The sequence below is a fragment of the Geotalea uraniireducens Rf4 genome (assembly GCF_000016745.1).
GTDB classification, from domain to species: Bacteria; Desulfobacterota; Desulfuromonadia; order Geobacterales; family Geobacteraceae; genus Geotalea; species Geotalea uraniireducens.
The window spans coordinates 3316861-3339206 of record NC_009483.1 but is presented as its reverse complement, the minus strand read 5'-3'; the positions used below and the strand labels follow the sequence as shown (position 1 = coordinate 3339206).

Below are 22346 nucleotides of genomic sequence, written 5' to 3'. Positions count from 1 at the left end.
TACATCAACCCGGCCCAGGCTACCCACTCAATTCGTCGAGGAGCCGATTCTTCTCTCTTCCCCCGGCCCACCAAGTAATTTCAGAAGATAAATGCGGGGGCAGTAATTTCAAAAAAGTTGCATAGGCTTGATCAAGAAGTTCAGTTCTATGAGCAACCCAAATAACTTTACCTCCGCAATTAATTATATGATCGCAAATCCATTTTGCGGCAACAAACGTCTTACCACTACCAGTTGGAAGGGCAAGGATGACTTGGTTATATTTATTAAAAGCACTGCTTAGTGATTTAAGTGCTTCAGTTTGATATGGCCTGCTACTCCACTCACGAATGGGCACTTGCATACGCTTATGTTCTTGATAATTAAGAGTATTATCAACTTCAATCTCATTGGCTTTTATATTTCCCCTCTTATCAATAGTTTCAATTCCTAGAGGAGTAATCATTTCTATTGCTCGCTCCATTGAAATTCTAATTGTATCTCCGCCAGTAGTATCAAAATAAACTTCATATCGATTAACGGCAGAAATTAAAACTTTTCCTTGAGTTCTATGCTTACCCCAATCACCAACTGATAACGGAAACATTTAATGCACTCCAATAAATTTATTATTGCCTGTGAAAATAATACCAACCATCGCATCAATGGTTACGTAGATTTTATTACTACGTTAAAAGCACATTTCTGATCGATGTGGAATTTATCTAAAAATTCGAACCAACGCGTTAGAAATAATCTAAAATCAGCTGGAGATACACTGACAAACTGAAATCCGATGATCTTATCTCTATCCTCAATGGTTGATATAAATATGATAGATTTTATTTCACTACCACCTCTTGTATACAGGTTCCCATGTGCCAAAGAATTTCGTATTGTCTTAAAAATCGAATTTACTTTCTTTTCGCTAGATATTGGCTTTAACCTCTGAAGCTCAGGCCAATCGTCGGGTGCCCCATCTAATGACTTTAGTCTACCTGTGGCCCATGACTTTGCTTCTTTGTCAAAAAGATCAGACGCGGTAAAAGGTTTTTCGAGTAATGTTTTTAATTCAGTAGCGGCCTGTGGGAATCGCTCTTTGTCCTTAGACGGATGATCTTGTCGTCCTTCGGGTTTCAGCCGCTCAAATGGAATAAATAGGGCAGTCGCCGCCACCATAAGCATCAAGGTTACTTCTCTGCCCGCGTCTAAAGCAGGGCGTTCTGCCAAGTTTAAAAGCTCTTGACAACGTTTAGGGAAATCTTTGACGAAATCTTCATATTCAGACATTTCTTTTCTTTCTCTCCTGACATAACGAATAAGACTTTATGCGGTGCGTAGCGAAGCGGAGCCGCCGCATAGAGTCGTGTTGGACTAAACCGTCTTCGGGCCTGTGCACGTGCTATCTGGATTTTTATACCGATTTTTGTCTTTGGGTGCGTGGATAATACGGGTTTTATGAGGGCAATTCAATAAAGAATTGTTGTTGATTGTCTCATTTATCAGAATTTCTCTGATTCCCTGCCTTGTTTAACCATCGGACTTTACAATTTTTGCCAACTTCGGGCGCAGTTGTGGCGTTGCGCCGGTTTTGTCCCGCGCTGCTTTTCACTGTTTTGTCGTTATTGTCCGTGCCCTTCCTTGCGGCGGGCTTCTCGCTTTACGCGGCAGCCAGCTGATTATCACCATTGTCCCCTCTTCACAGCAGGGACAGCGGCGCTCTGCCGGTGGCGGAGAAGTCTCTTCGTTCTTTTCTTCTTTTGTCTTTCTTCTCTCTGCAAGCAGGAGCTGCAACCGTTTCAGGGTTACTCTATTTCCTGGACTTAAAAGTCCGTAGTAGCGGACCTTGTGAAACCCCTGCGGCAGGACGTGCTGCAGGTAGCGACGCAGGAACTCCTTTACCGGTAGCCGCATATTCTTCCACTCTCTGGTGTCGGAATTCTGGTAGCGGAAGACGACCTGACCGTTATCCAGGGCAAGAATACGGTTATTGGTAATGGCGATGCGGTGGACGTATCTGCCAAGGTAATGGAACACCTTTTTTGCCCGGTTGAAGGTCGGTTTGCAGAAGACCACCCACTCCTTGTCCCAGACTTGCCCAGGAAAGATCACCTCGGGAAGTGCTTTTCTGGCCATCTTCATGAACCGGTAGCGAAAGCCCTTTGACAGGGCTTTCACCGGCACGATGTGGATCGGCGTGCAATAATGACCCACTTTCGAGCATAATCGGCGTCCAAAATTGACCCACCCCAGCACTCTGCTCCATACTCTCTGATTTCATCAGAGAGAGGAGAAACAAAGGAGATGCTGAACGTGGAAACCATCCGTAAAGTCCGTCAGGCTCATTTTAGAGACGGCAAGGGAATTCGTGAGATAACCCGCGAGTTCAACCTGTCCCGCAACACCGTCCGATCCATTATCCGTAGCGGCATAACCGACCAAAAGTATGAGCGGAGTGAACAGCCCCGCCCCAAGCTCGGCTCTTTTGTTGAACGGCTGTCAGAATGGTTGAAGGAAGATCGTGATAAACCCGTTAAACATCGTCGTCGCGCCCAGATTCTTTTTGAGCAGTTGCAGCGGGAAGGGTATACCGGAGGCTATGATGCTGTACGTCGTTATGTGGGCACTTGGAAGGAAGACGATGGCACGGCTTTAGTCAAAGCCTTCATCCCTCTCGAATGGGAACCCGGTGACGCCTTCCAGTTCGACTGGAGTTATGAGAAGGTGGAGCTGGGTGGTATGCCGGTAGAAGTGAAGGTATCCCATTTCCGTCTGTGCCACAGCCGCAAGCCGTTCTGTGTCGCGTATACCCGTGAGAGTTTGGAGATGGTCCTTGATGCCCATTCCCGCGCTTTCGAATTCTTTGGCGGTATCTGCAAACGCGGCATCTACGACAACCTTAAAACGGTTGTCACCAAGGTACTGATGGGCAAGGACCGGGTCTTCAACCGGCGCTTCCAGAACCTGGCCTCCCACTACCTGTTCGAACCGGTGGCCTGTACCCCTGCCGCCGGCTGGGAGAAGGGACAGGTGGAGAATCAGGTTGGCGTGGTCCGGCACCGCTTCTTCGTTCAGCGCCGACGCTTTGCCTCCCTTGAGGAGCTGAACGAATGGCTGGAAGGTGAATGCCGCAATCACGCCGCCACAGCAAAGCATCCTGAGTTCAAGGAGAGAACCATTGACCAGGTCTTTGCCGAAGAGAAGACCAAACTCTTGGCACTTCCGGTATCTCCTTTCGACGGCTACCAGGAAAGCTTTGTCCGTGTCTCATCGCAACTGCTGATCAGCTTTGATCGCAACCGTTACAGCGTCAATGCTATGGCCGTAGGCAAATCGGTCTCGGTGCGGGCATACGCCAACCATGTCAGCATGATTCTGAATGGCACAGTTGTCGGCGTTCACCAGCGCAATCTTGGCCGTGACAAAGTCATCTATGATCCCTGGCACTATCTGGCTGTTCTGGAGCAGAAGCCGGGAGCATTACGAAACGGAGCGCCCTTCAAACGATGGGATCTGCCGGAAGCTATGAGCGAAGTCAGGACAATATTGGAAGGACGTTCTGGTGGTGACCGCCAGTTCGTCGGCATCCTCTCTGTCGTCAGCCGCTACGGACTGGAAGCAGTAGCCACTGCCTGTACGCAGGCTCTCTCCGATAAAACGGTCAGCAGTGATGTCATCCTCAGCATCCTGTCCCGCACACACGACGAGCCGCAACCGGAACCAGTGAAACTGTCAGCACAACTGCCGCTTCTCAAGCTGGTCCCGGTGGTTGATTGTTACCGCTATGACCGCCTCCTCTCGGGAGGTGCGCATGGTACTGCGTGACCGCCTGATGGAGGCGATGGAAACACTTGGGCTGTACGGCATGAAGGCCACCTTCGACGAGCTACTGGCGGCAGGCATAAAAAGCCGGGCCACTCCGGAGAAGATCCTCTGTGATCTTCTGGAAACGGAGATGGCAGAGCGCAAGGCTAGAAGCATCCGCTATCGCATGGGCTTGGCGAAGTTCCCCGTGGATAAGGATCTGGACCGGTTTGAATTTACGGCCTCACCGGTCAATGAGATGCAGGTGAGGCACCTTTACAGTGGTAACTTTCTCGCTGATCACACCAACATCATCATGGTCGGTGGCACCGGTACCGGCAAAACACACCTGGCCATAGCGATTGCCAAGCAGAGCATCAGAAACGGAAGGAAAGCCAGGTTCTTCAACGTACTGGATCTGGTAAACCAGCTTGAGCAGGAGAAACTGGACAACAGAGGTGGTAAACTGGCGGAACACCTGGTCAGGCATGACCTGGTCATACTTGATGAACTGGGATACCTGCCGTTCTCCAAGAATGGCGGCCAGCTTCTGTTCCACCTGATCTCGAAGCTCTACGAGAGGACGTCGCTCATCATCACCACAAACCTGACCTTCGGTGAATGGCCGCAGGTGTTCAGCGATGGCAAGATGACGACAGCTCTCCTGGACAGGGTCACGCATCACTGCGAGATAATCGAAACCGGAAACGAAAGCTGGAGAATCAGAACGAGGATCAATAACTGAAAACTACTACCTGGGGTGGGTCAAAATTGGACGCCGATGGTGGGTCAAAATTCAAAGCCGATTGACAGCACGAGGTACTTCTTGCGGGACTCCCGCCATTGGCCGTCTTTATCAAGTCCGCCGGCGGGGACCAGCATATGCACGTGGGGATGGTGCTCCAGAGCTCTTGTCCAGGTATGCAGGACGGCGAGGATGCCGAGTTTGCCGCCGACGAACTTGGGATCGAGTCCGATTGCGGTGAGGGTTTCCACTGCTGCCTGCATGAGGATGGCGTAGAGTACCTTCTGGTGTTTGCGTACCGGGTCCCGCAGTTCTGACGGAAGGGTGAAGACCAGATGAAAGTAGCGTACCGGCAGGAGTTCGCCTTCTCTCTTGGTCAGCCAGATTCTGGTCTCACTGCCGTGGCACTTGGGGCAGCTTCTGTTTTTGCAGGAGTGGTAGAGGTATTGTTGATGGCCGCAATCTTCACACTCATCGACGTGTCCTCCCATGCTTTCGGTGCGGCAGGCGACAATATCTGCCAGTGCCCTTTTGTGGCTGGGGAGTATCCTTGTGCCGAACTCCTGCAGATAGTCGCCGCCATGAACAGTGACGATATCAGCCAGCGTGACCACGGCTAAAGATCGCTCATCAGCTCGTTCAGGCTCTTGCCGAGGCGGCCGGTGAGCATCTCCGTCATGTGGAGATAGATGTTGGTGGTGGTGATGCTGCTATGACCGAGGATCTCCTTGAGGGTGGCACTGTCCTCGCCGTTTTCCAGAAGATGGGTGGCGTAGGAATGTCGCAGGGTGTGGACGGTGGCCGTCTTGCCGATGTCGCTTTTTCTTACCGCTACCCTGAAGGCGGTCTGGATGGTGCAGATGTTGATGTGGCCATCCCCGGAGGGGAAGAGATACTCTGAACCTGCGCCAAAAAGCCGATAGTGTGTCTGCAGTAGCTCCAGTGGCCTTTTGGGTAAGGGGACACAGCGGTCTTTCATGCCTTTGCCGTCCCGCACCCAGAGGAGCTTTCTGCCGCTGTCGATGTCCTTTACCTTGAGCCGTGCCCCTTCGGAGAGCCGCAGGCCGCAGGCATAGATGATGGTGAGCGCCATCTTTACTCTTGGGTTCTTGATGCTCTTAAGTAAGGTTCTGACCTCTTTCCGGGAGAGCACGACCGGCAGCCGTTTGCTCTTGGCCGGTTTGGTAATGCCAAAGACACTCCACTTGCGCTGCAATGTTGTTTCAAAGAAGAACTTGATACCGCTCAGGTAAATGGTGAAGGTGCTCCGGGCGGCTTTGCGCACTTTGAGCAGGTGCAGGAAGAAACCGCGTACATCGTCTTCCGACAGCAGGTCAGGGGAGCGCATGTAATACTTGGCCAGTCCCCGTACTGCATCGAGGTAGCTCTTCTGCGTCCTCGCACTGTACCCGGCAAGTTGCAGATCTTCCATCATCCTTCGTCGCAAGTCAGTCATGATTGTTTCTCCTTTTCTTGGTTTTTCGGCCCTCAGGCCGTGAAACGTACGATGAAAGGAGTAGTCTCGATTTGGCAATAAAAAAAGGCAGCCTCATAAGAAGCTGCCTAAGTGGGTCTTGGGTTTATTTTCGGTTTTAATTCGGATTTGCTTTTAATTCGCCTTTATGCCTTTGACTTTATTGGTTTTTAGCTACCGCGAAGCGGTTTAGTTCAACGTTTTAGAGGATGAACAGCAAGCCGCCCCAAAACATGCCTTTAGCGGCGATCTTGATCGGCGCGTCTGTTCCATCCGAGTGTTGAGCTTTTTCTTTGTGGTCTATGGAGTTTTCTCGTCACCGCCAGAGCTGATTTACGGTTTTTTTGTCAGTAAATTGTTGCCGTCGCTGAAATCTTCCTTGTCTTGGGCGGGTTTGGTGGTGTGATTTGCCTTTGACTCTCCCAGAAGCTTCGTTTTTCCTGTCTTTAAGGCATGCGTCATCACCGGCTGCTGATCGTCAGTCACTTCTTGCTGCCTGCTCATGCCGCCTCTTTCATTGGAAACTTCCTTGTCTCGCCCCTGAACTCCGGACGAAACACCTCCCGTTGCACCAGCCGTGAGCCGCATACCGGGCATTGGCCGGGGTTTGTCTCTCCCAGTCCCGCCACGCATTCCTGCCATGTGCGCGCCTTCGGCTCCTGTACCGGTTCTTGCCCGAGTAATTCCCGGCAGCGGTCAAGGGCCTGGCGCCGGCTTCCCGCGTACAATCCGTATGAACGCACCACCTTGTGGCCCGGTTCCGGGACATGCAGCAGCACCCGGCGCACAAAGTCATTGACGCTAAGCTCCATCGTTTTGCACTTCTTGCCGCCGCTCTCACTTTCTTCGCGATAATCCTTGTAGCGGAAACGCACCTGCTCTTCGTCGGACGAAATGATTCGGCGGTTCGAAATGGCTCCGCCGCGCAAGTACCGGCCGAGGTAGGTCAAGACACCGTTGCCGTGCGCGTAGCGCTCCCGGATGCAGACATTCCACTTCTTGCGGCCGAGCTTGTTGAGCAGGTTCAAAACCTGCTGCGGTCGCTCGCCATCCGGCACGGTCAGCTCTGCCCGCTCAACTCCGCGGCGAATTGCATCGAGGAACTTGCCGCAGAACAGGGAGCGCACGACCCGCACCGGTAGCAGATAGCCGTTGGCGACACTGCGCCATTCACCGCTCTGGGTCAGGCCGCCCCCCGATACCAGGCAGTGAACATGCGGATGAAGGCCGAGCATCTGCCCCCAGGTATGGCGCGCCATGATCACGCCCGGTTCGGCGCCCAGGTATTTATCGTCACCCAAAAGTTCAAAGAGCGTGTCGCGGGCCGACTGGAAAAGAATGTTGGTCATGGCCCGGACATTGACGAGCCAGAGGCGATCAAGCGCACTGTCCAGCGTGAAAACAACATGAAAATGTTCGCAGTTGAGGATTCGTTCTTTCTGGCTGTCAAGCCATCGTTCGGTGGCAGTATAGTTGCAGACGGGACAGGCGCGGTGCCGGCAGGAGTTGTACCAGTGCCTTTCAACGTGCCCCTCAGGGCACGCCTGCACGTGGCCGCCAAGAGTTGACGTCCGACAAACCGAGATTCGTCCGGCGGCCTTCCACATATACGGTGGCAACGGCTTGTTCGCTGTTCTCTGTTCGTATCCACGCGCTATGATCTGCTGTAATGTCATTCGTTAGCCTCATAAAGTGGCGTAACATCCTAATTTCTTTATATTATTTGCTCAACGTGTTATTGAGCAGTTAGCATGTGGCATCTATTATTAGATGCTTGTTTATAATACTATATGCCAGCATCTAGTATTATATGCCTGTAAGGTATCTAATATTATATGCTTTTGCCTGTTTTTTCATTTATTCCATTATCCAATTTGGCATCTATTACTATATGCTTTTCCAGTTTTGTGCCTTTAATCGTTCCGAACTGGATGGACCATAACCTTTTTCCCGGGTCCCACCTGCCGCCAGCCAACTTTGCCATACTTTTCAATTCGCTTTCAGTGTATGCGATTCGCACCGGAACAAGCTCATCGTCGGCAAACCTCGGTTTCGGGGGAGTCCAGTCCTTTTTCTCTACAATGATCTCCACAGTTTTTATTCGTGAGCAACTTTCCTCGTCATACCTGTATCGAACACAAACCAAAGCATCACCATAGACATCAACAAGCCCTTTGGTCCCTTTCTGACCAGGTTTCAATTTAAGCCGAGTCTTCATTCTCTCACTCCGAAATGCCCTATTAATTCAGGCAACTTATAACATAATAGAAGCTGATGCAAATTGTTTTTATTAATGTATCCTATTGACACCATCAAAGTATTTTTGATAGGGATGACATGTGACAACCTGACGTCGTTGAGCTGAGAGCCTTCTCAACTTGGAGCCGATAAATGATTACTATTCCGAATGCTGTTATGAGCCAATTTGAGGCGATCCTCAACAAAAAGGAAATCCAACCCTCCCGATATAACGAATACAAGAAATGGTTGCGGTATTTCCTCGATTTCTGTTCTAAATATCCACTACCAGAGTCTAAAAAAGAGCGAATTCGTCTGTTCGGAGAAAAGTTACTAGAAAAGAAGCAGACGGCACAGCAGCGTCAGCAGGCTATCCATGCCGTTTTTCTATATTTTGAAATGCTAAGCCTGGAAATGCTTAGTAAAGAAACAGCCGATGGGACAGATTCGCAGTCATCGTTAAACCCGGTTTCTGATCTGCCGCAAATCCCGGCTGCATACAAGCGCAAATCCTTTTATACTCCGGCAGGGTACCAGGATAAGTCCGACTCCTCAGAGTGGGATGCGGTTTTGGAGAAACTGGCAGAGGAGATCAAGGTGCGCCATTATTCCCGCAAAACCTTGAAAACTTACGCACTTTGGTCGAGGCAGTTCCAGCGCTTTCTGAAGAACAAGCCACCGCAAGAGCTGTCAACCGCAGATGTGAAGGAATACCTGACCTATCTGGCGGTTAAATGCCATGTCGCGGCCTCAACCCAGAATCAGGCATTCAACTCCCTGCTGTTTCTCTTCCGCCATGCCTTGCAAAGAGATTTCGGCGAGCTGCGAGACGTGCCGCGGGCGAAAAAGTCACTTTATATCCCGGCGGTGCTTTCCCGACTGGAAATCGACGCCATTCTGGAGCAGCTCTCCCATCCATACAATCTAGTTGTCAAGATGCTGTTTGGCTGTGGTCTGCGGTTGTTTGAGGGACTGCAACTGCGTGTGCGGGATTTCAATTTTGACGTCAATATTCTTACAGTTCACGGCAAGGGGAAAAAGGATCGGACCGTACCACTGCCGGAATCAATCCTGACGGAGCTGAAGGCGCAAATCAAGCGGGTTGGTGTGTTGCATGACCGGGATCTGGTTGCCGGATACGACGGGGTGTTTCTGGACGATGCGGTGGAAAGGAAATATCCCAATGCGGCGAAGGAGTTCATCCATCAGTGGTTTTTCCCGCAGCAATCGCTGACAATGGTGGAAGAGACCGGTGAGCGGCGGCGCTGGCATCTTCACGAGTCGGAGCTGCAGGAAGCGCTCTACCATGCCGTTCGCCGGGCGAAAATCCCCAAGCGGGTTACATCCCACATCTTCCGCCACTCCTTCGCCACCCACCTCTTGCAAGCCAATTACGACATCCGCGTCATTCAGAAGCTTTTGGGACACGCCAGCCTGAAGACGACCATGATCTACACCCACTGCGTGCCGGTCAGAACGGTGAAGGAGCCAAAAAGCCCGCTGGATTTCTGAGCGTACTGTGGCAATGCGGCATCGTCTGTTTCGAGTAGATAATAAAAAGCCCCGGCCGTTTCCGACCGGGGCTTTTCCCGTCTCTTATCTGTATCTTATCCTACTTCCCCTTGCCGGTGAGCTTCACCAGCGCTTCCATGTACTTCTCGCCGGTCTTCCTGACGATCTCCTCGGGGAGGGGAGGGGCAGGGGCAGTCTTGTCCCAGTCGAGGGTCTCCAGGTAGTCGCGGAGGAACTGCTTGTCGAAGCTCGGCTGCGGCCCGCCAGGCTGGTAGCTGTCTTTCGGCCAGAAGCGGCTGGAGTCGGGGGTCATGCACTCGTCGATGATGATCAGTTCACCCTCGTAGATGCCGTATTCGAACTTGGTGTCGGCAATGATGATCCCTTTGCCGTCGGCGATGTCGCGGGCCTTCTTGTAGATTTTCAGGGTGATGTCCCGCACCTTTTCGGCAATGTCCTTGCCGCACATATCGACCATTTTCTCGAAAGAGATGTTCTCGTCGTGGGTGCCGAGCTCTGCCTTGGTCGACGGGGTAAAAATCGGCTCGGGGAGCCGGTCCGATTCCTTCAATCCAGCAGGCAGTGTGATGCCGCATACGGAGCCGGTTGCCTGGTAATCCTTCCACCCGGAGCCGGAAATGTAGCCGCGGACGATGCATTCCGCGGGGAGCGGCTTGGCCTTTTTCACCAGCATGGAGCGCCCTTCGAGAACATCCGCGTACTTTTGGCACTCGGCGGGAAAATCCTTGACCTCCGTGGAGATGATATGGTTCGGGATGATATCTTCCATCTGCCGGAACCAGAAGGCCGATATCTGGGTAAGTACGTACCCCTTGTCGGGAATCCCCTCGTTCATGATGACGTCAAAGGCGGAAATGCGGTCCGTGGTAACGATGAGGAGCGTCTCTCCCAGGTCATAGATGTCGCGCACCTTGCCCCGTGCGGCCAGTTTCAGGTCGGGGAAGTCGGTTGTAAGAACCAGTTTGCTCATGGCTTTCTCCTTATAAATAATGTTCTAAGTTCTATGTTCTAAGTTGTAAGTCTGAAACCTCGAACCTCGAACCTCGAACGTAGAACGTAGAACGTAGAACGTAGAACGTAGAACGTAGAACGTAGAACGTAGAACGTAGAACGTAGAACGTAGAACGTAGAACGGCCCTTAGTCGGCAGTTATGGCCGGGTTGATAACAATCTTTGCCTTGCTCTTCAGCTCTTTCAGCCAGTTGTCCAGGGTTTCCTGCTGCTTTTTGGGGAGGAGGGCCTGTTTAAGCTGCTCCTTGCTCTTCTGGAAATCGGCTGTGTTGGCTTCGGTGCGTTGCTTGAGTTTCACGGCATACCAGCTGTTGCCAACCTTGAACGGTGTCTTTGCTGCCGGAGCGGCCGTGGTCAGGGCGAAGGCTGCTTCCATCAGGTCCGCCGAGGTGCCGATCCGGGGAACGACGCCGGTGGGGGCGTAGCCGAAGCTGCCGGTCTCCTGAAGTTTCACGGCGCTGCCTTTCGTCAACTGTGCCAGCGCTTCTTCAGCCTTTTTCTTCGCCAGTTCGCGGGCTTTTTCTTCGGCAACCTTCTGGCTGACCTGGGTCTTGATCTGCGCCAGTGGCGGTACGGCAGCCGGAATCTTTTCTTTCACCTTGATGAGGTAAATCCCCTTGCTTGTTTCAACCGGTCCTCCCAGTTCACCCTGCTTGAGGAATAAGGCCTTTTTGATCACGTCCGCTTCGCCTGCAAGGGCGGTTGCCGGCGCCTTTTCCGTGAAGAGCGGCGTCTCGAGGACCTTTACTCCGAGGGAAGCTGCTGCGGCGTTGATGTCGGCGTTTTTCAGGTTCTTGTTGACGGCGTCGGCCACCTTTTCATAGGCTTCCTTGGTGCTTTTCAGCTTCAGTGCGTCTGCCTTGGCCTGCTCCTTTACTTCGGCAAATGGAAGTATTCCCCCTTTGCCCTGATAGCGGTCGATGTTTTTCTGATAGTAAGTCTGCGCTTCCTCATCGCTCACGGTCAGCTTTGCCGCAAACTGGGCGGGATCGAGTACGGCGTAGGCGATGCTCAGCTGTTCCGGGGTCTTGAACTCTTCCTGGTGCCCCTGGAGGTAGCTGTTCAGGTCCTGATCGGTGACCTTGACTTCACCCTTGACCTCTGCGGGAGAGAATGCGATGAACGAGAGGTCGATCTTGTCGTTCTGTTTCTTGAAGGCCTGGAGCAGGTCCTGATCGCTTACAGTGGCGCGCTCCTTGATTTTTTCGCGGGTCTTTTTGACGAGCATGTCTTCTTCCATGCTCTCCTCAAAATTCTGCGGGGTTATGCGGTTTGCCTTCAACATCTGGGTGTACTGGTCGAAATTGAAGACGCCGTCTTTCTGGAAGGCCGGCATTTTAGCTATTTCGGCTGAAATTTCGTCCCGGTTGACATCGATCCCCAGCCGTTTGGCTTCCTTGAGGATCAATGCGTTGTCGATAAGCGACTCGAGGGCCGTTTTCTTGATCCCCAGCTGTTTCTCCATCTCCGGCGTCATGGAACGGCCATAAATCTGTTCGTAAATCCCCTTCATGCGGTAATAATTCTTTTGATACTCATCGAACGAGATCTTGGTGCCGTTGACTTTAGCGGCAAAGTCGCCGCTGTCGGTTTTGTCGCCTCTTCCCCAGACCAGGAAGATGGTGCCGATGAAGGAAAAGACGATGACGCAGAAAACAATCTTGATGAGGACCGATTGTTTATATTTTCTCATTATGCCAAGCATTGCGGTTCGACTCCTTTTTGACGGGAAATTTGGCAGAAAGCCCATGTGCGGCGGTCACGAATACTAATATAATTTAATCGCAAAAGCAACAGGAGAATGGCGGTAAATACGACGAAAGATTATCGAAAATAGTACTTTTCTTTCTTGCAAGAGCATGGGGATTTTGTTATTGTTCGATACTTTGTAGGAGTTCAGTTAACGTAACGGGTTACAAAGGAGTTTGCAATGCTTAAGATTTTTGATGCCCTGTTCGGCATGTTTTCCAACGACCTTGCCATAGACCTCGGCACTGCCAACACCCTGGTCTATTTGAAGGGTAAGGGAATAGTAGTTCGTGAGCCGTCCGTTGTTGCCGTGCAGAAAATGAACAATGGCCAGCAGAAGGTTCTTGCCGTCGGTATGGAGGCAAAGAAGATGCTTGGCCGCACGCCGGGCAGCATCACTGCCATCCGTCCCATGAAGGACGGCGTTATCGCCGATTTCGACATAACCGAAGAAATGCTCCGTTATTTCATTCATAAGGTACACAATCGCAAGACCCTCGTCCGTCCCCGCATCGTCATCTGCGTTCCGTCGGGCATCACGCAGGTGGAGAAGAGGGCGGTCAAGGAGTCAGCCGAGTCGGCCGGGGCTCGCGAGGTCTACCTGATCGAGGAGCCGATGGCTGCGGCCATCGGGGCAGGCCTGCCGATAACCGAGGCGAGCGGCAACATGATCGTCGATATAGGCGGCGGCACCACCGAGGTTGCGGTAATCTCCCTGGCCGGTATTGTCTATACCAAATCGGTACGGGTCGGCGGCGATAAAATGGACGAGGCGATCGTTCAGTACATCAAGCGCAAGTACAACCTTCTCATCGGTGACCGGATGGCCGAGATCATCAAGATAGATATCGGCGAAGCCTATGCCGGTGGCGATGTGCGCACCATGGATGTGAAGGGTCGTGACCTGGTGTCCGGCATACCCAAGACCATCGAGATCAACTCCAACGAAATTCGCGATGCGCTTTCCGAGCCGGTCAACGCCATAGTCGATGCGGTGCGTATCTGTCTCGAGAGGACCCCGCCCGAACTGGCCGCCGATATCGTCGACAAGGGGATCGTTCTCGCAGGTGGCGGTGCGCTTTTGCGCAACCTGGACAGCCTGCTTCGGGAGGAGACCGGATTGCCGGTGGTGACTGCCGAAGATCCCCTTTCCTGTGTCGTTCTCGGCTCCGGAAAAGTTCTCGACGAACTGGCGCTGTTGCGTAACGTGGCGATAAGCTCATAATGACAAGTCAAGCTGAGGGCAAAGGGTGAAAACGGAAAGTTTTCACCTTTTGCCCTTTGCCATCTACTTAAGCCGTATTTATTTTCCTATGCCCTGCCTTAGTCATTTCATTCTGAAATTTTACACACGCTTATTATCCGCATACCGGAACGGCAATGAATAACCCGGCACTCGACATCATTGTGCCTGTCTGGAACAGGCCGATTGAAACCCGTAACTGCCTCGTGAGCCTTCTCAATTATTCCCCCAATGCCCGCTTCATAATGGTGGACAACGGCAGCGACCGGGAAACGGAAAGACTTTTGCAGGAGTTTGCGGAAGGGCTTGACGACCGGGCGCTCCTTTTGCGCAACGATGTCAACCAGGGGGAGGTAAAGGCCCTGAACAGGGGGCTGGAAAAGGGATCGGCCGAATACCTTGCCGTGGTCAGGAATACCTCTTTGGCGAGCGCCGGGTGGTTGGAGCCGTTGCTGGAGTTTGCACGGCAGAGGCCGGATGCCGGTCTGATCGTCCCCCGGCTTGTCAACGCTGCGCATGCAAAGAGCGAAGCCCATGGCTCTCAGTCCGGTCCGTATCGTGAAGTGTGCCATGGTTCTTTTGCCGCCATGTTGATAAAAAAAGAGCTCTACGACGCAATCGGCGGTTTTGACGAGCAGATGGACGGCGGCCTCTGGTGCCTTAAGGATTATTCCCGCCGGGCCTGCCGGGCCGGCTTTCTTACCTTCAGCGTTTCCGGCGGGACGGTTTATTTCGTCGAGGAGGTGACGCTCGGCTCCGTCGTCAGGCGTGAGGAAATGATGCAGAGGACGATTTCCCAGTTTCGTGAAAGCTGGGGGGGGGCTGCGGCATATTGCATGATTATGCCGAAGGGTGCTGACCTGGCTGTGGTGGGACAAAAGATTGAATTGCTCTTGAAGGGTGCGCGTCAGGGGAATTTTTTCAGCATCGTCGTCCATTCGGCTTTGTACAAGGAGATGGTTAAGGCCGGCTACGTATCTCTCCATGAAAATATTCGCATAGAGCCGCTGCCGCTGTTTTGCACAGCCGCCAGGGCGCGTAAGATACTGGCCCGCATTGTGTCGGAACGGCCGGATACGGTGGTGGTTGCCGGCATCGATGGCATAACTTTTGCCGGCGTGGAGAGTCCGTTGACTTTTGCGGAATTTGAAGACAGGATCAGGAGGTTGCAATGATAGATGAGATCAAGGCTCAGCTCGATTCCCATCAAAAGGTGATGGAATCGGTTAAGGGGGAACTCGCACCGAAGATCGCCGCTGTCGCCGATCTTCTCGTCGATGCTCTGGGGAACGGGAAGAAGCTGCTGGTGATGGGTAATGGCGGCTCGGCGGCCGATGCCCAGCATTTTGCCGCGGAGATCGTCGGCCGTTTCAAGATGGAGCGTCGCGGCCTGCCTGCCATTGCCCTGACGACCGACACCTCCATACTTACTGCCATCGGTAATGATTACGGATTCGAGCAGATATTCAGACGCCAGATCGAAGCCTTGGCCTGCGAGGGGGACGTGGTGGTCGGAATTTCCACGAGCGGCACCTCGAAGAACGTCCATGGCGCCCTCCTGCTCGCCGACCAAGTCGGCTGCCGGACCATCGGCCTGCTCGGGAAGGATGGCGGCACCATCAGGGAGATCGTCGACGTGGATCTTACCGTTTCCTGTGACGATACGCCGCGGGTGCAGGAGGGGCATATCACCATCATCCATATCATCTGCGACCTGCTGGAAAAGCGGTTGTTCGGGTGAAGCGGTTGATGGTCGGCAGTCGGTGGGGGAAAAACGGTTGATGGTCGGTAGTCGGCGGTCGGTGGGAGAAAAGCGGTTGATGGTCGGGGGGCGGTGGTCGGTGGGAGAAAAGCGGTTGATGGTCGGTGGTCGGCGGGCGATGGGGAAAACGGTTGATGGTCGGTGGTTGAACCTGGAACTGAGAACGGATATATTGGTATGACAAAGCTGCGGCGGGCCGTATTTCTTGATCGTGACGGCACCATCAATGTGGAAAAGGAATACCTGCACCGGGTTGAGGAGTTCGAATTCATCCCCGGCGCAGCTGAGGCGATAAGGCTTCTGAACGATGCCGGTTTACTGGTGATCGTGGTGACGAACCAGTCGGGCATTGCCAGGGGGTATTACGACGAGGCCGCACTGGAAGAGATCCATCGCCATATGGAACGCGAACTGTCACGCTTCGGTGCGTCGGTAGACGCATGTTATTTCTGTCCCCACCATCCGCAGCACGGCATCGGCGACTACCGGAAGGAATGCGCCTGCCGCAAGCCGTTGCCGGGGATGCTTATCCAGGCGGCTGATGACTGGTCCATCGACCTCTCCGCATCGTTCATCATCGGCGACAAGCTGGCGGATGTGGAGGCCGGGCTCAAGGCGGGGTGTCTGCCGCTTCTGGTGAGGACCGGTTATGGCGCCGGGGAAGAGGCCGCCCTTCCCGAGGGGGTCAAGGCCTATGACGATATACTGGCCGCGACCCGGGCGATTGTCGATGCATCAGCAGCGTAACCTGAGAATAAGCATTTGAACACGGATCAAATCTGATTTATACGGATTTTCACGGATTTATACGACTGAGAGTATAAACCCAAAAGGTTGTCGCATTAAGCCGGGATATGTCTTTTATTTATCTGTGATAATCAGTCTGGATCCATGTTGATCCGTGTTCAATTATCGTTACGGGATTAAGTGTTTGACGATATTCCCTGGGATGTGTTAAAAAATAAAGGTTTATACAGGATAATCACCGAAAGGGCGCCAATGAACAAAGGTATCAAAAAAGGCATATTGCTCGCCGGCGGAGCGGGAAGCAGGCTTTACCCGTTGACCCTTGTGGCCAGCAAGCAGCTTCAACCGGTCTACGATAAGCCGATGATCTACTATCCCCTTGCCACGCTGATGATGGCCGGGATCGACGACATTCTCATCATCTCCACGCCACACGACACACCGCGCTTCGAGGCGCTCCTCGGTGACGGCTCACGGTGGGGCATCCGTCTCACCTACAAGGTGCAGCCCGAGCCGAAGGGGATTGCCCAGGCCTTCCTGGTGGGAGAGGATTTTGTCGGTAATGACCCTGTCTGCCTTATCCTCGGCGACAACATCTTTTACGGCAAGATGGGGCTGGACCGGTCGGTCGCCGAGTTCGAGGGTGGGGCGAAGATCTTTGGTTATTATGTACAGGACCCGGAACGTTACGGCGTAGTCGAGTTCGACGGCCAGGGAAACGCCGTAAGCATCGAGGAAAAGCCGAACAAGCCAAAGACCAACTTTGCTGTGCCGGGTCTTTATCTCTATGACGGCAAGGTAGTCGATATTGCGAAGAATATGAAGCCTTCTCCCCGCGGGGAGCTGGAAATAACGGACATCAACCTGGAATACCTCCGCCGTGGCGAACTGAAGGTGGAGAAACTGGGGCGGGGAATAGCCTGGCTCGATACCGGCACCCACCAGAGTCTTCTGGAAGCGAGTCACTTCATCGGCACCCTGGAGGCGCGGCAGGGGTTGAAGATCGCCTGCCTTGAGGAGGTTGCCCTGCGTATGGGATTTCTCGACTGCAAGGGTATGGCGGCTGCGATCGAGGACACCCCCAATTCCAGTTATCGCGACTACCTTGTGCGCGTCTACAACGAGAGCGAACTTTGCGGAGGGAGCAGGAAATCATGAGCAATGCAATGGAATTCAAAAAGGGCAAAATCCACGATGTGATCGTAAAACCCCTCGGCAAATATCTTGACGAGCGCGGCTGGCTTGCCGAGTTGTTTCGAGCCGATGAGCTGGACGCCGGGATCATGCCGGTCATGGCGTATATCTCCATGACCCAGCCTGGTGTAGCCCGCGGTCCCCATGAGCATGTGGAACAGACCGATTATTTCTGCTTCATCGGCCCCTCCAATTTCAAGGTATACCTGTGGGACCGCCGCAAGGACTCTCCCACATACGGCGTGAAACAGGTCGTTTATACCGGGGTGGACCTGCCGATGATGATGGTCGTCCCGCCGGGTGTGGTTCATGCTTACAAGAATGTCGGCATTGACAACGGCATCGTCTTTAACGGCCCCAACAAGCTCTATGCCGGGGAAGGGAAGAAGCTGCCGGTTGACGAGATTCGCCATGAAGAGGCTGTCGGATCGCCGTTTGTGCTGGATTGAACGCGTGATTGTCTACTATTCAATAGGATAAGAGTGTCGGGGGGGACTTATGTCTCCCCTTGACGTTTTCAGAGCGCCGCATGAGAGAACTGTTCAGCAAATACAAGATTCATCTGTTCACGGGGATATTTCTCTTTGTCGCCCTTATTTTCTATTCGTTCAACCTGAAGAATAAGGAGCATGCCAACCCCTTTGAACGGACAGTGATGAATGTTATGGCGCCCATATTGAGAATAGGCGCTGCGGGCAACGGTTTTGTCTCCGTAGTCTGGTCCGATTACCTGGACCTGGTTAATGTGCGCAAGGAAAACAAGGAACTGCGGCAGAGCATAAAGATACTGAATACGCGCCAGATGGAGAATCGTGAGGCGCTGATCGCCAATGAACGGCTGAAGAGGTTGCTGGAATTGAAGACCTCCCTGCAAACCCCCGCTTTGGCCGCTTCCGTAATCGGCGAAGATGGTTCGCCCTGGTTCAAGACACTCGTTATCGACCGGGGCGAGGCAGACGGTCTTTCTGAAGGGATGCCTGTTGTTGCAGTAGACGGGGTCGTCGGCAGGTTGATCAAGGTGGCGGCCAATAGTTCGCGAGTGCTTCTGCTCACGGACCATGCCAGTGCCGTAGCAGCTGTCGTTCAGCGCTCCAGAGCCAGAGGGGTGGTGAAGGGTACGGGGGGCGGCCGCTGTTCCCTGGAATTCGCCCTCCGTGATGAAGACGTGAAGGTTGGTGATGTCGTCATCAGCTCGGGCATTGGCGGCGTGTTTCCCAAGGGTCTGAATGTCGGCGAGGTGACGATGGTGAAAAAGGGGACGTACGGGATATTTCAGACCGTCGAGGTGCGTCCGACCGTTAACATAGCCAGGCTTGAAGAGGTGCTGGTGCTTCTCCAGCAGAAACATGATTAGATTTGTAAGGCTCTGTTTTATCATCATTGCCGCTGTGCTGGCTCAGGTAACGCTCTTATCGCCCTATTTGAGCGACCCTTTCCAGCCTAACCTGCTGATTATCATCGTCGTTTATCTGGGGCTCCGTTCAGCCGCCCGCTTTCGCGGCCTGGCCGCTTTTTCCCTGGGGCTCCTCCATGACTGTTTCAGCGGTCTCTACCTGGGGCTTAGCGGTTTTTCATACCTCTTTATCTATCTCCTCATCGACAAAACTTCGGACCGTCTCTATACCGACAGCCGCTACCTGATGATCCTCGTGGTTTTTCTTGCCTCCGTAATCTGCGGTCTGCTGGATCTGCTGCTGCTGCTGATCTTTTCGGCTGCAAACAGTATCTACACTACCCTGTTGCCGTCACTCCTTCCCCAGGCGCTCGTTAATACCCTCATCGCCTCCCTGATCTTCACTTTTCCGGTTTCCGTCGCTCAGGAGGAAAACCGATGAAGGATCAGCATTATATCCGGGAAAACGGGGAGCCCAATAGACGTATTTTCGGCCTTTCCATTACGGCAGCTGCCATGTTTTTCCTGCTCCTGACCAGGCTCTGGTACCTGCAGATCCTTGAGTCTGAAAACCTTCTCGATCAATCGGAGAACAACCGGCTGCGGTTCGTTCCGGTCGCCGCCCCGCGGGGAGCGATCCTCGACCGTAACGGCAAGGTAATCGTGAGCAACTCACCTTCGTTCAGTGTAGCGGTAATACCGCAGGATGTGAAGGACAAGGATGCGCTCATTGACAGCCTGTCCAGGTATCTCAACCTGGATCGGGCTGAGTTGCTGGGAAAATGGCAGAAGGGGAAGGGGCGGGCAAAATATTACCCCATTATCGTTGCGTCGGGGATTACCCGCGACCAACTGGAGTTTCTCGAAGAGAACCGGCTGCGACTTGCCGGTGTCGATATCGAGATGAAGCCGGTCAGGGAGTATGCCAACGGCATGCTTGCGGCGCACCTGCTTGGTTATCTGGGCGAGATAAGCGAGTCGGAGATGGATATCGAGCAGTTCAGGGAATACAACGCCGGTGACTATGTGGGCAAAAGCGGCATTGAGCGGAGCTGGGAGATGGAACTGCACGGCGCCGACGGCGGACGGCAGATCGAGGTGGACGCAAGGGGGAGGTTTTTACGGACCGTCACCGAAACAAACCCGACTATCGGCAACAGCCTGGTCTTGACCATCGATTCCGATCTGCAGAAACAGACGGAACAGGCCTTTGGCGATAAGGCCGGCGCCGCCGTGGTAATGGATGTCAATAGCGGTGAAATCCTCGCCTTTTCCAGCAATCCCGGTTTTGACCCGTCGCTCTTCACCGGACGGATGTCGCCGGAACAATGGAAATCATACCTTGAGGATAAACGGCATCCGCTGGAGAACAAGGCGCTCAAAGGCCAGTACCCTCCCGGTTCGACCTTTAAGGTGATCACTGCCTTGGCCGGCCTCGAAGAGGGACTTATCGACGAGAACACCACTGTCGATTGCGGCGGCTCTTACAAGGTGGGTAACAATACCTTCAAATGCTGGAATAAGAAGGGGCACGGGAGGGTAAACCTGAAACAGGCCCTGAAAGAGTCCTGCGATGTCTACTTCTACCAGCTTGGAGAACGCCTGGGGGTGGACAAGATAGCTGTCTACGCGAAAAAATTCGGCCTAGGGGAACCGTTGGGGATCGGGCTGGATAACGAGAAGGGCGGAATGATTCCCACCGCTGCCTGGAAGGAAAAAAAATACGGTAAGAAGTGGTATCGCGGCGAGACGCTTCCTGTTGCCATCGGCCAGGGGTATGTGCTGACAACCCCCATTCAGCTGGCCTCCATGATAGCCACTGTCGCCAATGAAGGAACGATCTACCGGCCGCAGTTGGTGAAACGGATAATCGATCCCGACGGGAAAGTGGTCAAGGAGTTCAAGCCCCGGGTAATCGCCAGGATCGGCATGAAGCCCGCCAGTTACAGGGCGATTAAGGACGGCCTCTTGGCCGTTGTCAACGAGTCCCGCGGCACAGGGGGCATGGCGCGTCTTTACGAGGTCAAGGTTGCAGGAAAAACCGGCACGTCCCAGGTGGTCAAATTGCGTGACAACCAGGGGAATGTTCCTTACCAGTTCCGGGATCATGCCCTTTTTGTCGGATTTGCCCCCTATGACAAGCCGGAAGTGGCAGTAGGCGTGATCGTCGAACATGGCGAGCACGGCGGCGGAGCTGCGGCTCCTATTGCCGGCCGTATCCTGCGGGCATATTTTGAAGGTAAGGGAATAATCAGGAAACCGGTCAAGAAAGAAGATGCGGTTGATGCGGCCGAGGTGGCTCCTGAAGCGGGCAAGGAAGAACAAAAAACCGTGAATAGTGAAGAGTAATCTAGAGGTTCCACATGTTTGACAGAAGGTTGTTTACAAATTTTGACTGGACGCTGTTGGGGTTGGTGCTGCTGATTTCCGCCATCGGCGTGCTGAATATCTATAGTGCAACGGCCTCCTACATGCAGGTCGGCACCACTTATTTCGTCAAGCAGATTTACTGGATAGTTGCCGGCGTGCTCCTCTGCGTCGTGGCTTGCAGCCTTGATTATCACCTCCTGGAGGATATCGCCTACTGGGTCTATGGTGGGGTGGTGCTGCTCCTGGTGCTGGTGCTTTTGGCCGGGAAGACATCCATGGGAGCTACCCGCTGGCTGCATCTGGGCTTTTTCAACATCCAGCCGTCGGAGCCGATGAAGATCGTCATCATCATAACCTTTGCCAGATTTTTCAACCGATACCCGGTTTTTAACGGACTCACCCTGAAAAACCTCTTTTATCCGTTGCTCATCCTCGGCGCGCCGGCACTTCTTATCATGAAGCAACCAGACCTGGGGACAGCCATACTGGTTTCGCTGATTGCCTGTTCCATGCTCATGTATGTAAGGGTGAGGTGGACGGCAATCGTAGCCGTGATCCTTGCAGCTCTGCCGATTATCTATGGTGGCTGGCATTATTATCTGCGCGATTATCAGAAAAATAGAATCATCAACTTTATCGACCCGGAGCAGGACCCCTTGGGGAGCGGTTATCACATTATCCAAAGCAAGATAGCCGTCGGCTCAGGTGGAATCATAGGCAAAGGTTTCCTGCACGGTACCCAGAGTCAGCTGCGGTTCCTTCCCGAACAGCACACTGATTTCGCTTTTTCGGTTTTTTCCGAGGAGTGGGGATTTGTCGGTTGCCTGGTGATGCTGATCCTCTATCTTTTTCTCGTACTGTGGGGGTTGCAAATTGCCCTGAGGTGCAACGACAGCTTCGGCAGTATGCTGGCTGTGGGGGTTACCGCCATGCTCTTCTGGCACATCGTCATCAATATGGGGATGGTGATCGGCCTATTCCCGGTGGTAGGCGTACCGTTGCCGTTCTTTTCCTACGGCGGGACCTCCATGGTTACCTCCATGGTCGGTGTGGGGATACTGCTCAACATAAGCATGCGCCGGTTCATGTTCTGATGATGGGGTA

The 22346-nt window shown here is 53.3% G+C and carries 22 protein-coding genes and 2 pseudogenes; 14 read left to right on the top strand and 10 right to left on the bottom strand.

Annotation, left to right across the window (positions count from 1 at the left end):
- Nucleotides 1-19 precede the first annotated feature (19 nt).
- The 3 genes and pseudogenes from GURA_RS14640 to GURA_RS14630 all read right to left on the bottom strand — a co-directional run.
- Nucleotides 20-586, bottom strand: a complete 567-nt coding sequence (locus GURA_RS14640) for a DEAD/DEAH box helicase (RefSeq protein WP_083764910.1) — start codon at nucleotides 584-586, stop codon at nucleotides 20-22.
- A 62-nt stretch (nucleotides 587-648) separates the two neighbouring features.
- Nucleotides 649-1269, bottom strand: coding sequence for a hypothetical protein (locus GURA_RS14635; RefSeq protein ID WP_011939723.1), 621 nt, complete (start codon nucleotides 1267-1269; stop codon nucleotides 649-651).
- 318 nt (nucleotides 1270-1587) lie between these two features.
- Nucleotides 1588-2166 (bottom strand): annotated as a pseudogene (locus tag GURA_RS14630) (IS91 family transposase); the annotation flags it as partial.
- Nucleotides 2167-2283: 117 nt separating this feature from the next.
- Here GURA_RS14630 and istA point away from each other — a divergent pair.
- On the top strand, nucleotides 2284-3804 hold the full coding sequence (gene istA, locus GURA_RS14625; protein WP_011939721.1) for an IS21-like element ISGur15 family transposase: 1521 nt from the start codon (nucleotides 2284-2286) through the stop codon (nucleotides 3802-3804).
- Entirely contained in the window at nucleotides 3791-4528 is a 738-nt protein-coding gene (gene istB, locus GURA_RS14620; protein WP_011939720.1) for an IS21-like element ISGur15 family helper ATPase IstB, read from the top strand. Before istA ends, istB begins: the two co-directional genes overlap by 14 nt.
- A 68-nt stretch (nucleotides 4529-4596) precedes the next feature.
- Here the strand turns inward: istB and GURA_RS14615 are convergent.
- The 5 genes and pseudogenes from GURA_RS14615 to GURA_RS14600 form a co-directional block, all read right to left on the bottom strand.
- Nucleotides 4597-5142 (bottom strand): annotated as a pseudogene (locus GURA_RS14615) (IS91 family transposase); the annotation flags it as partial.
- 2 nt (nucleotides 5143-5144) lie between these two features.
- Nucleotides 5145-5984: a tyrosine-type recombinase/integrase gene (locus GURA_RS14610; RefSeq protein ID WP_011939718.1), complete on the bottom strand. Its 840-nt coding sequence runs from the start codon at nucleotides 5982-5984 to the stop codon at nucleotides 5145-5147.
- A 351-nt stretch (nucleotides 5985-6335) separates the two neighbouring features.
- Nucleotides 6336-6506 (bottom strand): hypothetical protein, encoded by a 171-nt coding sequence (locus GURA_RS24360; protein ID WP_157046193.1) that lies wholly within the window; start codon nucleotides 6504-6506, stop codon nucleotides 6336-6338.
- Nucleotides 6503-7678, bottom strand: a complete 1176-nt coding sequence (locus GURA_RS14605; RefSeq protein WP_011939265.1) for an IS91 family transposase — start codon at nucleotides 7676-7678, stop codon at nucleotides 6503-6505. Before GURA_RS14605 ends, GURA_RS24360 begins: the two co-directional genes overlap by 4 nt.
- A 155-nt stretch (nucleotides 7679-7833) precedes the next feature.
- Complete coding sequence (locus GURA_RS14600) at nucleotides 7834-8220, bottom strand: hypothetical protein (RefSeq protein WP_011939717.1); 387 nt, start codon at nucleotides 8218-8220, stop codon at nucleotides 7834-7836.
- A gap of 173 nt (nucleotides 8221-8393) precedes the next feature.
- On the opposite strand from GURA_RS14600, the gene GURA_RS14595 reads away from it, so the two are divergent.
- Nucleotides 8394-9752 carry an integron integrase gene (locus GURA_RS14595; RefSeq protein ID WP_011939716.1) on the top strand — a complete coding sequence of 453 codons (1359 nt, stop codon included), beginning with the start codon at nucleotides 8394-8396 and terminating at the stop codon, nucleotides 9750-9752.
- 100 nt (nucleotides 9753-9852) lie between these two features.
- On the opposite strand, the gene GURA_RS14590 is transcribed toward GURA_RS14595, so the two are convergent.
- Nucleotides 9853-10743, bottom strand: a complete 891-nt coding sequence (locus GURA_RS14590; RefSeq protein WP_011939715.1) for a phosphoribosylaminoimidazolesuccinocarboxamide synthase — start codon at nucleotides 10741-10743, stop codon at nucleotides 9853-9855.
- Between the two features lie 168 nt (nucleotides 10744-10911).
- The gene (locus GURA_RS14585) at nucleotides 10912-12489 is read right to left on the bottom strand and encodes a SurA N-terminal domain-containing protein (protein ID WP_011939714.1); all 1578 of its coding nucleotides are present in this window, start codon (nucleotides 12487-12489) and stop codon (nucleotides 10912-10914) included.
- Nucleotides 12490-12714: 225 nt separating this feature from the next.
- Here GURA_RS14585 and GURA_RS14580 point away from each other — a divergent pair, with 225 nt between their 5' ends.
- The 11 genes from GURA_RS14580 to rodA all read left to right on the top strand — a co-directional run bounded on the left by GURA_RS14580 (nucleotide 12715) and on the right by rodA (nucleotide 22336).
- Nucleotides 12715-13758 (top strand): rod shape-determining protein, encoded by a 1044-nt coding sequence (locus GURA_RS14580; RefSeq protein WP_011939713.1) that lies wholly within the window; start codon nucleotides 12715-12717, stop codon nucleotides 13756-13758.
- A gap of 155 nt (nucleotides 13759-13913) precedes the next feature.
- Entirely contained in the window at nucleotides 13914-14951 is a 1038-nt protein-coding gene (locus GURA_RS14575; protein ID WP_011939712.1) for a glycosyltransferase, read from the top strand.
- Nucleotides 14948-15517 (top strand): D-sedoheptulose 7-phosphate isomerase, encoded by a 570-nt coding sequence (locus tag GURA_RS14570; protein WP_011939711.1) that lies wholly within the window; start codon nucleotides 14948-14950, stop codon nucleotides 15515-15517. Before GURA_RS14575 ends, GURA_RS14570 begins: the two co-directional genes overlap by 4 nt.
- Before the next feature lie 40 nt (nucleotides 15518-15557).
- Nucleotides 15558-15719 (top strand): hypothetical protein, encoded by a 162-nt coding sequence (locus tag GURA_RS24355; protein ID WP_157046217.1) that lies wholly within the window; start codon nucleotides 15558-15560, stop codon nucleotides 15717-15719.
- Entirely contained in the window at nucleotides 15716-16285 is a 570-nt protein-coding gene (gmhB, locus tag GURA_RS14565; protein ID WP_011939710.1) for a D-glycero-beta-D-manno-heptose 1,7-bisphosphate 7-phosphatase, read from the top strand. The genes GURA_RS24355 and gmhB overlap by 4 nt, the downstream gene beginning before the upstream one ends.
- A gap of 252 nt (nucleotides 16286-16537) precedes the next feature.
- Nucleotides 16538-17443 carry a glucose-1-phosphate thymidylyltransferase RfbA gene (rfbA, locus tag GURA_RS14560; RefSeq protein WP_011939709.1) on the top strand — a complete coding sequence of 302 codons (906 nt, stop codon included), beginning with the start codon at nucleotides 16538-16540 and terminating at the stop codon, nucleotides 17441-17443.
- Nucleotides 17440-17928, top strand: a complete 489-nt coding sequence (locus GURA_RS14555) for a dTDP-4-dehydrorhamnose 3,5-epimerase family protein (protein ID WP_011939708.1) — start codon at nucleotides 17440-17442, stop codon at nucleotides 17926-17928. Before rfbA ends, GURA_RS14555 begins: the two co-directional genes overlap by 4 nt.
- Nucleotides 17929-18008: 80 nt before the next feature.
- Complete coding sequence (gene mreC, locus GURA_RS14550) at nucleotides 18009-18833, top strand: rod shape-determining protein MreC (protein ID WP_011939707.1); 825 nt, start codon at nucleotides 18009-18011, stop codon at nucleotides 18831-18833.
- Nucleotides 18826-19314: a rod shape-determining protein MreD gene (gene mreD / locus GURA_RS14545; RefSeq protein ID WP_011939706.1), complete on the top strand. Its 489-nt coding sequence runs from the start codon at nucleotides 18826-18828 to the stop codon at nucleotides 19312-19314. The genes mreC and mreD overlap by 8 nt, the downstream gene beginning before the upstream one ends.
- Nucleotides 19311-21221 (top strand): penicillin-binding protein 2, encoded by a 1911-nt coding sequence (gene mrdA, locus GURA_RS14540; protein ID WP_011939705.1) that lies wholly within the window; start codon nucleotides 19311-19313, stop codon nucleotides 21219-21221. The genes mreD and mrdA overlap by 4 nt, the downstream gene beginning before the upstream one ends.
- A 14-nt stretch (nucleotides 21222-21235) precedes the next feature.
- Nucleotides 21236-22336 carry a rod shape-determining protein RodA gene (gene rodA / locus GURA_RS14535; protein ID WP_011939704.1) on the top strand — a complete coding sequence of 367 codons (1101 nt, stop codon included), beginning with the start codon at nucleotides 21236-21238 and terminating at the stop codon, nucleotides 22334-22336.
- Nucleotides 22337-22346 lie beyond the last annotated feature (10 nt).